Here is a 12,392-nt window from a genome sequence, read left to right as displayed (position 1 = left end):
CCCCGGGTCGCCCTACGGCTACCCCTTGGCGCACTTGGGCAGGTCGGAGGTCTTCCCGGAGCGGATGTCCCGCAGCGCGCCGAGGGCGTCGTCGATGGTGTCCACCTTCACGAGGGTGAGCCCGTCGGGGACGTCCGCGGCGGCGGTCGCGCAGTTGTCGGCGGGCGTCAGGAAGTACTGGGCGCCCTTGCCGCGCGCGCCGATGGTCTTCATGCTGATGCCGCCGATCGGGCCGACCTTGCCGGAGTCGTCGATCGTCCCGGTGCCGGCGACGAAGCTGCCGCCGGTGAGGTCGCCCGGGGTGAGCTTGTCGTAGATGCCGAGGGCGAACATCAGACCGGCGCTCGGGCCGCCGACGTCGGCCAGCTTGATGTCGACGGAGAACGGGAACGTGTGGTCGGTCCCGGCGGAGATCCCGACGATGGCCCGCTTCTCTCCCTTGTCGTCGGAGGTCTCGGTGGTGATCGTGACCTTCTCCGTCTTCGTGGGCGTCCGGCGCTCCTTCTCCGCGTCGGCCTGCTCGTCGGCGGGCACGATCGTGAAGACGACGTCCTCTCCGGGCTTGTGCTTGGTCACCAGCTCGGCGACGTCGGTGGGCTTCTTGACCGTCGTACCGTCCACGGCCTTGATCACGTCACCGGCGTGCAGCCTGCCCTGCGACGGGGAGTCCTTGACAACCGTGGAGACGACCACCCAGGACTTCACCGGGATGTCGAGCGCCTTGAGGGCGGCGACCTTCGCGCTCTCCTGGGACTGGCTGAACTCCTCGGCGTTCTCCTGGGTGGCCTCTTCCTCGGTCTTGCCCTCCGGGTAGATCGTGTCGTGGGGCACCACACTGTTGTCGTGCGCCAGCCAGCCGTAGACCGCCTCCACGAGGTTCATCTTGTACTCGGCGCTGGTGACCCGGACGGTGGTCATGTTCAGATGACCGCTCGCCTCGTAGGTCTTGTGCCCGGAGATCTGCAGCACCGGCTCGCCGTCGTGGTCCCCGAGGGTGTTCACCGTCGGCCCCGGTGACATCTCCGAGTAGGGCACGGGGATGAACACACCCGCACACAGGATCGCGATCAGCATCAGGGTGGAGGCGAGCATCGTCGCGGTGCGGCGTGGCATGGCACGACAGTACGGGACGCGGCTGTCGGAGCACCGTCAGGGCGGTCCCGTCAGGCACCGGTGCGGGGCTTCTCCATGGCCTCGCGGAACCGGGCGTACCCGTCCAGTTCGGGACCGTCGCTGCGGGCCCTGCGGGTGCGGTTGGCCCAACTGCCCCACAGCCCGGCGCCGACGGCGGCCGCAAGCGGAATCAGCAACCAGGCAAGCGCTGCCATGCCCGACCTCCCAGCCCCATGAACGTCCGCAACTGACTGATCAGCAGATTAACCATCCGCAGTGACAACGCTCACGCCGGGGGGCCGGTTACGCAACCGGAGCCAAGAGGGGTGAGCGGCGGGGCCAAGAGGGGGTCGGTGGCGAGGGCCAAATGGGGGTCGGCGGCGCCCCTCAGCAGGCGCCCACCCACTCCTCGGTCCCGTCGGAGAACGTCTGGTGTTTCCAGATCGGCACCTCGTGCTTCAGGTCGTCGATCAGCTTCCGGCAGGCGTCGAAGGCCTCACCCCGGTGCGGGCAGGAGACGGCGACGACCACGGCGAGATCCCCGACCTCCAGATCCCCCACACGGTGGACGGCCGCGAGCGCCCGTACGGGGTACTCCGCGACGACCTTCTCGGCGATGCGGCGCATCTCGGCCTCGGCGCTGGGGTGGCACGAGTACCCGAGCCGGTCGACGTCGGTGCCCCCGTCGTGGTTGCGGACGGTCCCCACGAACAGTGCGGTCCCGCCGGCCGCGTCGTCCCCGACGGCCCGGAAGACCTCGTCCACGGACAGGGGCGTCTCCCGGACGCCGATCAGCTTGACGGGGTCCGTTGCGGCCAGCTCGCCGGGGTGGTCGTTGGTTGCCATACGCCCATCGTGCCGCACGCCGCGGACGGCGCGGAATAGCGTGATCGCCCGGCACGCGCGCGTACCGCGTTGGAGCGTCCTACAGGGCGTCCCGTTCACCGCGCGGGGCCGCGGGCGTCAGATGCAGCGCCCGCGCGGGGGCCGGTACGTCAGATGCGGCGGCCCGCGCGGGGGCGCCGGGGACGTCAGATGCGGCGCCGGGCCTTGCGGGCCCGCCGTACCACCGCCGCCGCGCCCAGCAGCGCCACCGTCGCGCCCGCGGCTCCCGCGGCCGTCGCGTCCTTGCGTCCGAGGCGCCGCCCCGCGACCGTGTGCCGTCCGGAGACCTCGTCCAGCAGCTCCGAGAGCACCTCCTCGTTGGTGTACTTCGGCCGCCATCCGGCGTCGTGCAGCCGGCTGCCGCTCACCACCCAGGGGTACATCGTGTACGCCAGGTCACCGGCCGGGGAGGGCGTCAGTCCGATCCGGTGCAGCCGGGCCGCCGCGCCGAGGGCGACCGCGGACGGCAGCTCCATGCGCCGGATCCCGCTCAGCTCCTCGACCTCCTCCTGCTCCAGCCAGCCGTCGCACCCCACGGCCAGCTCGCCGTCGGCCTTCTCCAGGACGGCGTACTCCAGGGCGCCGCACAGGTCGTCGACGTGGCAGAACTGCCAGGCCGGCCGCGAGCCGGCCACGACGAGCAGCCGGGGCGATTCGAAGTACCTGGTCAGCGCGGTGTCCATGCCTCCGACCAGCACCGCGGGCCGGACGACGGTCACGTTGAGTCCGGGGTGCGCCCGCGGGGCGCGCCGGGCCAGCCGTTCGATCTCCAGCAGGTCCCCGACGCCCGTGGCCTCGGCCGTGGCCCGCAGCTCGGCGTCCTCGGAGAGCGGCAGCTCGTTGTCCGGGAGGGCGCCGTAGACCATCGCGGAGGTGCAGAGCACGACCCGGTGCACGCCGGCCGCCGCGGCGGCGGTCAGGACGGTCTGCGTCCCCCGGACGTTGTAAGCCGTCCGGGCGGCCGCGTCGGTCTCCAGGTCGAGGTCGAGCGCCAGGTGCACCACGACGTCCGCACCACGGAGTTTCTCCGCGATGGCGGGGTCCCGTACGTCCAGGATCTGCCACCGCGCCGCCTCGCACTCGCCGCGTCGCTCGTCGATGGCCACGACCTGTCTGACCTCGTCGGACGCGGCCAGCCGCGCGGTGAGCAGCGCCCCGACACCGGACGCGGCACCGGTGACCGCGACCACGGGTCCGCGCGCGCCGGGGCGGGGGGAACTGGTTGACTGGTTTCGCGCTGCGCGAACCTGTGGATCTGGGGAACTCACCGGGCGTCTCCAGCGGTTGTCTTCAGTACGGGCGCGAGTGACGCGTACGTACCAGGTGGCATCCATCCTGCCGCAGGCCGTCAGTCGGCGAAGCACCGAGGCCCGAACCGCCCCAGGTGTCTACGCTGGGTGGTGAAGTCGGGCAGCCGTGCCGCCGGAAAGAACCGGCGGCCCTACCAGCCGAGGAACCCCGTGAGTGACACCCCATTCGGATTCGGCCTTCCGCCGGAGGAGCCGGACGACGGCGACGAGGGCAAGAAGAAGGACCAGCAGAGCGGCGGTGGTCAGGGACCGGCCAACCCGTTCGGATTCGGGACGCCCGGAGCCGGTGGCCTGGGTGGCCCCGGTGCGGACAACCCGTTCGCTGCCATGTTCGGTTCCATGAACCCCAACGACCTGGGTGCCGCGTTCCAGCAGCTGGGCCAGATGCTCTCCTACGAGGGCGGCCCGGTGAACTGGGACATGGCCAAGCAGATCGCCCGCCAGACGGTCTCCCAGGGCACGCCGGACGGCCGCAAGGACGCCAGCGTCGGTCCCGCCGAGCGCAATGCCGTCCAAGAGGCCGTGCGCCTGGCCGACCTGTGGCTGGACGACGCGACGGCCCTGCCGTCCGGTGCGGGCACCGCGGTGGCCTGGAGCCGCGCGGAGTGGGTCGAGGCGACCCTGCCCGCCTGGCGCGAGCTGGTCGACCCGGTCGCCGAGCGCGTCGGCAACGCCATGGGTGACGTGCTGCCCGAGGAGATGCAGGCCATGGCCGGCCCGCTGATCGGCATGATGCGGTCCATGGGCGGCGCCATGTTCGGCACGCAGATCGGTCAGGCCGTCGGCGTGCTCGCCGGCGAGGTCGTCGGCTCGACCGACGTGGGCCTGCCCCTCGGCCCGGCCGGCAAGGCCGCGCTGCTGCCGGCGAACATCGACGCCTTCGGCCAGGACCTCGGTGTGCCGCAGGAGGAGGTGCGGCTGTATCTCGCCCTGCGCGAGGCCGCCCACCAGCGCCTCTTCGCGCACGTGCCGTGGCTGCGCTCGCACCTGTTCGGCGCCGTGGACGGCTACGCCCGTGGCATCAAGGTCGACACGGCCAAGCTGGAGGACGTGGTCGGCCAGTTCGACCCGCAGAACCCCGAGCAGCTGCAGGAGGCGCTCCAGCAGGGCATGTTCCAGCCGGAGGACACGCCGGAGCAGAAGGCGGCCCTGGCCCGGCTGGAGACGGCTCTGGCGCTCGTCGAGGGCTGGGTGGACGCGGTGGTGCACGCCGCCGCCAAGCCCCGGCTGTCCTCGGCCGACGCGCTGCGCGAGACGCTGCGCCGCCGTCGCGCCTCGGGCGGTCCGGCGGAGCAGACCTTCGCCACGCTGATCGGTCTGGAGCTGCGTCCGCGCCGGCTGCGGGACGCGTCCCGCCTGTGGGCGTCCCTCACGGACGCGCACGGTGTCGACGGCCGGGACGGCCTGTGGGCCCACCCGGACATGCTGCCGACCGCCGACGACCTGAACGACCCGGACGGCTTCGTCCACCGTGAGCAGCTCGACTTCTCCGAGCTGGACAAGATGCTCGGCGAGGCGGCCGGCAAGCCCGACCTGAAGAAGAAGGACGCGCCGGGTCAGGACGAGAAGGGCCGGAACGAAGCCGACGGCAAGCGCGACGGCAAGGGCGACGACAGCGAGTGAGCCTCCACGACGACGCGGTCCTGGTCCTGAAGGACCACCAGGGCCAGGACGAGCTGCGTCAGGTCTACCTGGACCATCTGGCCGCCCACCCGGACGGCGTGTGGAAGGCCAGCGGGGACGGGCACATCACGGCGAGTGCCCTGGTGATCGACCCCTCGCGCGGGCGGGTCCTGCTGACCCTGCACAAGAAGATGCGGATGTGGCTCCAGATGGGCGGCCACTGCGAACCCGTCGACGGGACGCTGGCGAGGGCGGCCCTGCGCGAGGCCACCGAGGAGTCGGGCATCGACGGCCTGACCCTGGCGCCCGGCGGCCCGGTGCGGCTGGACCGGCATCACACGCCCTGCGCCTGGCACCTCGACGTCCAGTACGCGGCGGTGGCCCCGGCCGGGGCCGTGGAGGCGATCAGCGACGAGTCCCTCGACCTGCGCTGGTTCCCGTACGCGGGGGTCGCGGACGTCGCCGACGACTCGGTGGTACGTCTGCTGGAGGCGACGCTCGCGCGGATCTGAGCCGTGCGGGGCGTACGGGAGCGACCGCCGTGGCCGTGATCGCCACAACCGGGATCGCCACAGCCGTAAGGGGTGACCGCCAGGCGATCACCCCTTACCGGACGCGCGGCGCGCTCAGCTCCAGACGTTGCCCTGGTTCTGCCCTCGCGCACCCTGCTGGCCCATGCCGTACTGGGCCGCGACACCGGAGCCGACCTGGGCGTTCTGCGGCGGCAGCAGCTCGCTGGGCTGGACGAGCGCGAAGCCGCTGCCCATGAAGCTCAGCTCCCAGCCCTCGCCGGTGTTGCCGCGGCGCCGCCACACCCCGGAGGAGTGCGTCTGGGCCTGCATCTGCACCCGCAGGCCGGTGGACCAGGCGACGATCGCGTCGGCGTCGCAGTTGACGTACCTGTCGGGCGTCACCTGCATGAACAGGGGCACGCCCGAGGTCATCAGGGCGACCTTGCCGCGACCCGTGATGTTGAGCTGGTACTTCCCCGAGCCGGAGATGCCGTAGAGGCTGTCCACGGCGATGACCTCGTGGTGCAGGGACGAGTCCATCGCCAGCACGTAGCTGCTGTCGACGGTGAGACCGTCCTGGTCGACGTCGACCACGTGGACGCACTGGGCGAGGTTGGCGAAGAAGACCGTGCCCTGCCCGTGGCAGCGCATCAGGTCCAGGCCCTCACCGGTGTGCGCACGCGCGCGTGACTGGTTGTTGCTCTGGTACTCGGCGTCGAACTCGACGAGTCCCTGGTAGGCGACCATCGTGCCCTTGCGGGCGAGCACGTCGTCGTGGCCCTCCAGGGCGACGCGGAGCATGTGCTTGTTCTGCAGACTCCAGGCTTCCTGGGTCTGCTGGTCGTTGTAGGCGAAAATCGGGCTCTGCATGATGGTGGCTCCCCCTCAGCCCCGGGCCCGGAGGCGGTCGGTGCTGTCCTCGCTGGGCTGGACGACGACGATGCCCTGACCGGAGAAGGCCATCTGGAAGGCCTCGCCGCTGCCGCGGCCGATCAGCGACTGCGCCTTGAAGCTGCGCTTGCCCTTCACCTTGAGGTTCGGGGACCAGGCGACCAGTGCGTCCGGGTCGACGTACGTCTCGTCCTCACCACCGCCGCAGTCGACCACGATCGGCTTGCCCCGTGAGGTCAGCGCGACCCAGCCCTGCCCGGAGATCTTGGTGTTCCACAGGCCCTGCCCGGCGAACTTCGCCAGGCCCTTGACCCGCTCCACGCCCCACGTCAGGTGGGCGTCGAAGGCGAGGAGGTTGGTGGCGTTGACGGAGATCCCGTCGCCGTTGAGATTGATCACGACGACGTTGGCGCCGTAGTCGGCGAGGTAGAGCAGTCCGTCGCCGGAGCACTTCATGAGGGGCGCGCCCTCGCCGGTCATCCAGTCCTTGGCGATCTGGCGGACGGCCGGCGGGTTGGGCTCGTACTGGACGAAGCCCTCATAGGCGACCATCGAGCCCACGCGCGCGAGGAGGTCGCTGCCGGTCTGCATGGCGACCTTCAGCATGTGGTTGCCGTGGTTCTCCATGCGGGCGGTGACGGGTGCGGGGGCGTAGCCCGCGAGCGGCTGGTTCATCTCGGGCTCTCCCTCAGATCTCGTACGGCTGGACGACGACGAAGCTGCCGGGCGCCGCCCGGAACTGGAGGTTGACGCTCTCGCCGGTGTCGCCCGCGTAGGAGTTGCGGCGCATCCGCACCTGGCTGGAGACGACGACCTGGGCGGCGGCGGACCACGCGACCACCGCGTTGCAGTCGGCGAACGTCGTGGGCGTGACCGGCAGAACGACGGGCACACCGTGCGTCTTGACGACGATCGTGCCGGTGCCCTGGAACTGCATGGTGAACAGCGCGCCACCGGGGATGCCGTGCCCCTCGATGCGACGGACCTCGTACTGGAGGCTCTCGTCGAAGGCGAGGACGTTCTCCGCGGAGACACACACGGCGTCGCCCTGGAGCTCGATGGGGTGCAGCATCGCGGAGTTGTCCGCGAGGAACACCTGTCCCTTGCCGGTACAGCGCATGAGCTGCATCTCCTGGCCGGTCGCGTTGCCCACGACCCGGCCGGCGAACCCGGCGCCCTTGTAGCTGAAGTCGACCTTGCCCTGGTAGAGCACCATGCTGCCCTGCCGGGCCAGGACGGGCTGGCCTTCCGCGCCGAGGTCGACGCGGACCAGCTTCTTGTTCTGCTGGGTCCAGCGCTGTCCGGTCGCCGTCTCGCGGAACTGCTGGAGCGCCGCGGTGACGCCGGCGCCCTGCGGCGCGCCCGAGGGCATTCCCTGGGGTGCGCCCTGGGGGGCCTGCTGGCCGTAGCCCGGAGGCGGGGTGGGCTGGCCGTAGCCGGGGGGCGCGGTCGGCTGACCGTAGCCGGGCGGCGGGGGCGGGGCCTGGGGCTGGCCGTAGCCGGGGGGCGGCGGCGCCGTCTGGCCGGGGACCTGGCCGTGCGGCGCGGGTGCCGGGGCCGGTGGCGGTACCGGAGCGCCGCCGGGCGGCGTGTTCACGGGCGCGACGATGGTCTGCGCGGCGTGCACGTCCGGGGCGGGAGCCTGCGGCGGGGTGGCGGCGGGCGGAGGGGCGAAGCCCTGCGGCGCGGGCTGCGCGGGCGTCGGCGCCGGTGCGGGCGCGGCGGGGGCGCCGAAGGCCGGCGGAGCCGAGGCCTGGGCGGGCGGCGCGAAGCCGGGGGCGGCGCCGGCCTGCGGCTGCTGCGCCTGCTGCGGCTCGGGTGCCACCTCCTCGGCCACCTCGCCGCCGAAGTTGCGCAGCAGCGCGTCCAGCCCGCCGTCGAAGCCCTGGCCGACGGCCGCGAAGCGCCACACGTCCTTCAGATAGAAGTCGCCCAGCATCACCGCGCGCTCGGTGGAGAACTCGGAGCCGCTGAACGGGTACCGGGCCACCTCCTCGCCGCCCGCGACGATCCGGATGTACCCGGGCCCGACCTGCGACATCTGTCCGGCGCCGTCGATCGTCGCCGTGAAGGACAGCTTCTGGATGCCCTGCGGAATCCTGTCGAGGGTGACCCGGAAGGACTCCGTGTCGCCCGCCTGCGCACCCAGGAGCTGGATGGACTCCTCAGGGGTCTTCGGTTGGTTGAAGAACACGAAGTACTGGTCGTCCGACAACCGCTCCTCGGCGTCGAGACCGAAGCAGCTGATGTCGAAGCTCAATCCGGGGCCGGAGATCTGCACGCCTACGTACAGATCCGTGCCCGCGGTGAGGTCACTGATCCTGGCCTTGTGGCCGCGTTGAAATTCCCTGGCCATGCGTTTCGACCGTCCCCCATCCGAATGTGAGTGCGTCGCGACAGGCTAACGGCAAAGCCCGGCACCGGAGGAAGTCGGTACAGACCCGGTACGAAACCCGTGCGCCGCCGTGTCGGAGGCCCGACCGGAGGTCCGGCTACTCGTTGCGGGCGCCGGGTACGTGCGGCAGCCGCTCCGCGGCGACCACGCCCTCCAGGTAGCCCCGCGCCCGCTCGGTGCGCGGATACGCCTCCAGCAGCAACCAGAACCGGGGCCCGTGGCCGGGGACGAGCAGGTGCGCCAGTTCGTGGAGCAGGACGTAGTCGACGACGTACTCGGGCATGCCCTGGAGGCGGTGTGACAACCGGATACTTCCCTCGGAGGGGGTACAGGAGCCCCAGCGGGTGTTCTGGTTGGTGACCCAGCGGACCGAGGTGGGCCGGGCGCGCCCCTCGAAGTACTGGCCCGACAGCCGTTGCGCGCGCTCGGCCAGTTCGGCGTCGCCGAGGACCCGCTTGCTCTCCTGGGCGGCCAGCTTGTCCAGCATCACGCTGACCCAGCGTTGCTCCTCCGCCTCGGACATCCGGGCGGGGATCAGCACGACGGTGCGGTCACCTTCGCGGTACGCGGAGACCGTCCGGCGACGCCGGGTGCTCCTGCGGACCTCGATCGCGCTCGTCCCCGAGCCGTTGGGCGACGGATACGTGGGCGTGCGCGTGGGCGCCCCGGCGCGGTTCAGTGGGTCGGCGGACACGCCACGACGTTACCCGCTGCACACGGGGAAGTCCCGGCTCCGGGACGGTTCCGTGCTGATCCGCCACCGCTCCTTCGAGATGGACTGCGATGGACGACTGACTTGTACGACGAATACCCACCGCCTGTGGACAACTTTCGACGCCTCTTCGCGCAGCCGGGCATGCTGGCACTCGTCGGCGGATCCGCGACCGACCGCATGCCCGCACATTCGAAGATCACGGGGGATCCGGAATGCATCCGATGGTGAAGCCCGCGCTCCGGCGCGGCTGGCGCGATCTGAACACCGTGCAGTTCGGGATGACACCGGCGCACGCGCTGACGCTCGCCCCGGTGGACACGGCGACGGGCAGCTTCCTCGAACTGCTCAACGGCACGCGCGGACCGAAGCTCCTGCGTGAGGAGGGGCACCGCATGGACCTGCCGGAGGGGCATGTCGACCGGGTGGTGGAGCGGCTGGCTCGGGCCGGGCTGCTGGACGACTCCCGGGGCGGCGGGCCGGCCGCCGACGCCCTGCGGGAGAAGAAGGAGGTCCTCGACCGGCTCCGTCCCGACCTGGCCTCGCTGTCCCTGACCACCTCCGAACCGGGGGACGCGATCAGACACCTGGCCGCCCGCCGCGCCCTGCGGGTGAGTGTGAGAGGTGCGGGACGGGTGGGCGCGGTACTCGCCGGCCTGCTGTCGGGGGCGGGGATCTGCGACGTCGACGTCCGCGACGGCGGACGCGTCGAGCCGTGGGACGTCGCCCCGGGCGGGCTGCCCGCCGACTCCGTCGGCGACCGGCGCGACGAGGCCGCCCGTCGGGTGGTGCGCCGGGCCGCCCCCGACAGGCCGCCGCGACGCGGCCCGACGCCGCCGTCCGAGGCGGACACCCCGGGCTTCTCCCTGGTGATCGTCACCCCCCGCGACGACGTGGCGGTGCACACGCCCGATCCCGCTGCGGCCGAGTCCCTCATGGCCTCCGGCACACCCCATCTGTACGCCGGGGTCGTGGAGGGGACGGGTGTCGTCGGCCCCCTGGTCCTGCCCGGCGAGACCGGGTGTGCGGGCTGTCTGCACGCGGAGCGCACCGACCGGGATCCGGCCTGGCCCCGCCTGGTGGCCCAGTGGCGCTCCGGCCGCCGGCCCGAGGTGCGGCCCTGCGACCTCACCCTCGCGGCGACCGTCGCCGGACTCGCGGCGGCCCACGCGCTCGCCTTCCTGGACGGCGGGAACCCGTCGAGCACCGGCCACCGCTGGGAGGTCTCGCTGCCCGGTCTGCGCTGGCAGTCCCGTCCGGTCCGGGCCCACCCCGAGTGCCCGTGCGGAGCGGCGGGGAAGGGTAAGGAGGAACACATCGCCGAGGACGGGGAGTGGCGCGCGACAATGGCGGGGCAAGGGCCGTCAGCAGGAGTACGCCGTGAGGCGGAACCCGCGCGGCCGGCTGGGACTTGGAGGGCTCATGTCTGATCTTCCCCGCAAGGCGGTCACCCGGACCGCCAAGCTCGCCGCGCTCCCGCTCGGCTTCGCCGGGCGGGCGACCTGGGGGCTCGGCAAGCGAATCGTGGGCGAGTCGGCGGAGCTCGTCGGCCAGCAGCTGCAGCAGCGCACCGCGGAGCAGTTGTTCAAGGTACTGGGCGAGCTCAAGGGCGGGGCGATGAAGTTCGGGCAGGCGCTGTCCGTCTTCGAGTCGGCCCTGCCCGAGGAGGTCGCCGGGCCCTATCGGGCAGCGCTGACCAAACTCCAGGAGGCGGCACCGCCCATGCCGACGCGCACCGTGCACGCCGTGCTCGCGGAGCGGCTCGGGGAGAGCTGGCAGGACCTGTTCCTGGAGTTCGAGGACAAGCCCGCCGCGGCCGCCTCGATCGGCCAGGTGCACCGGGGGGTGTGGCACGACGGCCGCGAGGTGGCGGTCAAGGTGCAGTACCCGGGCGCGGGCGAGGCTCTGCTGTCGGACCTCAACCAGCTCAGCCGTTTCGCCCGCCTGCTCGGCCCGCTGGTCCCCGGCATGGACGTCAAACCGCTGATCACGGAGCTTAAGGACCGGGTCTCGGAGGAGCTGGACTACGACCTGGAGGCGCAGGCCCAGCGGATCCACGCCGAGGAGTTCGCGGACGACCCGGACATCCTGGTGCCCGACGTCGTCCACCAGTGCGACCAGGTACTGATCACCGAGTGGATCGACGGCATCCCGATGTCGGAGATCATCTCGGACGGCACGCAGGAGCAGCGCGACCGCGCCGGCCAGTTGCTGGCCCACTTCCTCTTCTCCGGCCCGGCGCGCACCGGGCTCCTGCACGCCGACCCGCACCCGGGCAACTTCCGCCTGCTGCCCGGTGGCCCGGACGGCGAGGACGACTGGCGCCTGGGCGTCCTGGACTTCGGCACCGTCGACCGGCTCCCGGGCGGTCTGCCCGAGCCCATCGGGGAGGCGCTGCGGATGACGCTGGACGGTGAGGCGGACGCGGTCTACGAGATGCTCTGCACGGAGGGATTCGTCAGGGAGTCGATAGAGCTGGACCCCGACGCCGTCCTGGACTATCTCCTGCCGATCATCGAGCCGGCCCGGGTCGACGAGTTCACCTTCACCCGTGGCTGGATGCGGAGTCAGGCGGCTCGCATCGGCGACCCCCGCTCCCCCGCGTACCAGCTGGCCAAGCAGCTGAATCTGCCGCCGTCCTACCTCCTGATCCACCGCGTGACCCTGAGCACGATCGGTGTGCTGTGCCAGCTGGGAGCGACGGTCCGGCTGCGTGACGAGCTGGCCGACTGGCTGGTGGGTTTCGTTCCCGAGGAGGAGACGGACGAAGAGGAAGCCGCGGCCGCCGAGGGCGCGTATGAGGAGGAGAAGGCGGCGGAGGCCTGACCCACCGGCGCCGAACGGCCCGTGGGGGCCGGGGCGGTGGGTCGGGGCGGTGTGGTATACACAAGTGTGGGTGCCGTCGAGTAGTGAGGGGTTTATGTGGGGGGTGGGGGGGGGAGTGTTTGTGT

12 protein-coding genes are annotated in these 12,392 nt (G+C 71.8%); 4 read left to right on the top strand and 8 right to left on the bottom strand.

Annotated elements, in window-relative coordinates:
* Positions 1 to 18: 18 nt before the first annotated feature.
* The 4 genes from ACFWR9_RS17975 to ACFWR9_RS17960 all read right to left on the bottom strand — a co-directional run bounded on the left by ACFWR9_RS17975 (position 19) and on the right by ACFWR9_RS17960 (position 3,266).
* Positions 19 to 1,113 (bottom strand): PDZ domain-containing protein, encoded by a 1,095-nt coding sequence (locus ACFWR9_RS17975; protein WP_383842705.1) that lies wholly within the window; start codon positions 1,111 to 1,113, stop codon positions 19 to 21.
* A 50-nt stretch (positions 1,114 to 1,163) separates the two neighbouring features.
* Positions 1,164 to 1,328, bottom strand: coding sequence for a hypothetical protein (locus ACFWR9_RS17970; RefSeq protein WP_383842702.1), 165 nt, complete (start codon positions 1,326 to 1,328; stop codon positions 1,164 to 1,166).
* A gap of 172 nt (positions 1,329 to 1,500) precedes the next feature.
* Positions 1,501 to 1,959, bottom strand: coding sequence for a molybdenum cofactor biosynthesis protein MoaE (locus tag ACFWR9_RS17965; RefSeq protein ID WP_383842699.1), 459 nt, complete (start codon positions 1,957 to 1,959; stop codon positions 1,501 to 1,503).
* A gap of 185 nt (positions 1,960 to 2,144) precedes the next feature.
* Positions 2,145 to 3,266, bottom strand: coding sequence for an SDR family oxidoreductase (locus tag ACFWR9_RS17960; protein ID WP_383842696.1), 1,122 nt, complete (start codon positions 3,264 to 3,266; stop codon positions 2,145 to 2,147).
* A 192-nt stretch (positions 3,267 to 3,458) separates the two neighbouring features.
* Between ACFWR9_RS17960 and ACFWR9_RS17955 the strand changes: the two genes are divergently transcribed.
* Both ACFWR9_RS17955 and ACFWR9_RS17950 read left to right on the top strand, forming a co-directional pair.
* Positions 3,459 to 4,931, top strand: a complete 1,473-nt coding sequence (locus ACFWR9_RS17955; protein ID WP_383842693.1) for a zinc-dependent metalloprotease — start codon at positions 3,459 to 3,461, stop codon at positions 4,929 to 4,931.
* On the top strand, positions 4,928 to 5,443 hold the full coding sequence (locus ACFWR9_RS17950) for an NUDIX hydrolase (protein ID WP_383842691.1): 516 nt from the start codon (positions 4,928 to 4,930) through the stop codon (positions 5,441 to 5,443). The genes ACFWR9_RS17955 and ACFWR9_RS17950 overlap by 4 nt, the downstream gene beginning before the upstream one ends.
* Positions 5,444 to 5,557: 114 nt before the next feature.
* On the opposite strand, the gene ACFWR9_RS17945 is transcribed toward ACFWR9_RS17950, so the two are convergent.
* The 4 genes from ACFWR9_RS17945 to ACFWR9_RS17930 form a co-directional block, all read right to left on the bottom strand.
* Positions 5,558 to 6,313 (bottom strand): AIM24 family protein, encoded by a 756-nt coding sequence (locus ACFWR9_RS17945; RefSeq protein WP_383842688.1) that lies wholly within the window; start codon positions 6,311 to 6,313, stop codon positions 5,558 to 5,560.
* 15 nt (positions 6,314 to 6,328) lie between these two features.
* Complete coding sequence (locus ACFWR9_RS17940) at positions 6,329 to 7,009, bottom strand: AIM24 family protein (protein ID WP_122616121.1); 681 nt, start codon at positions 7,007 to 7,009, stop codon at positions 6,329 to 6,331.
* Positions 7,010 to 7,022: 13 nt separating this feature from the next.
* Positions 7,023 to 8,690 (bottom strand): TerD family protein, encoded by a 1,668-nt coding sequence (locus ACFWR9_RS17935; RefSeq protein WP_383842684.1) that lies wholly within the window; start codon positions 8,688 to 8,690, stop codon positions 7,023 to 7,025.
* A gap of 136 nt (positions 8,691 to 8,826) precedes the next feature.
* On the bottom strand, positions 8,827 to 9,423 hold the full coding sequence (locus tag ACFWR9_RS17930) for a M48 family metallopeptidase (RefSeq protein ID WP_383842682.1): 597 nt from the start codon (positions 9,421 to 9,423) through the stop codon (positions 8,827 to 8,829).
* Between the two features lie 233 nt (positions 9,424 to 9,656).
* On the opposite strand from ACFWR9_RS17930, the gene ACFWR9_RS17925 reads away from it, so the two are divergent.
* Together ACFWR9_RS17925 and ACFWR9_RS17920 are read left to right on the top strand one after the other, a co-directional pair.
* On the top strand, positions 9,657 to 10,871 hold the full coding sequence (locus ACFWR9_RS17925; RefSeq protein ID WP_383842679.1) for a TOMM precursor leader peptide-binding protein: 1,215 nt from the start codon (positions 9,657 to 9,659) through the stop codon (positions 10,869 to 10,871).
* Positions 10,864 to 12,267, top strand: a complete 1,404-nt coding sequence (locus ACFWR9_RS17920) for an ABC1 kinase family protein (RefSeq protein ID WP_383842676.1) — start codon at positions 10,864 to 10,866, stop codon at positions 12,265 to 12,267. The genes ACFWR9_RS17925 and ACFWR9_RS17920 overlap by 8 nt, the downstream gene beginning before the upstream one ends.
* Positions 12,268 to 12,392: the final 125 nt, after the last annotated feature.

The organism is Streptomyces sp. NPDC058534 (genome assembly GCF_042717365.1).
Lineage (GTDB): Bacteria > Actinomycetota > Actinomycetes > Streptomycetales > Streptomycetaceae > Streptomyces.
This window is presented reverse-complemented; position numbering and strand designations above follow the sequence as displayed.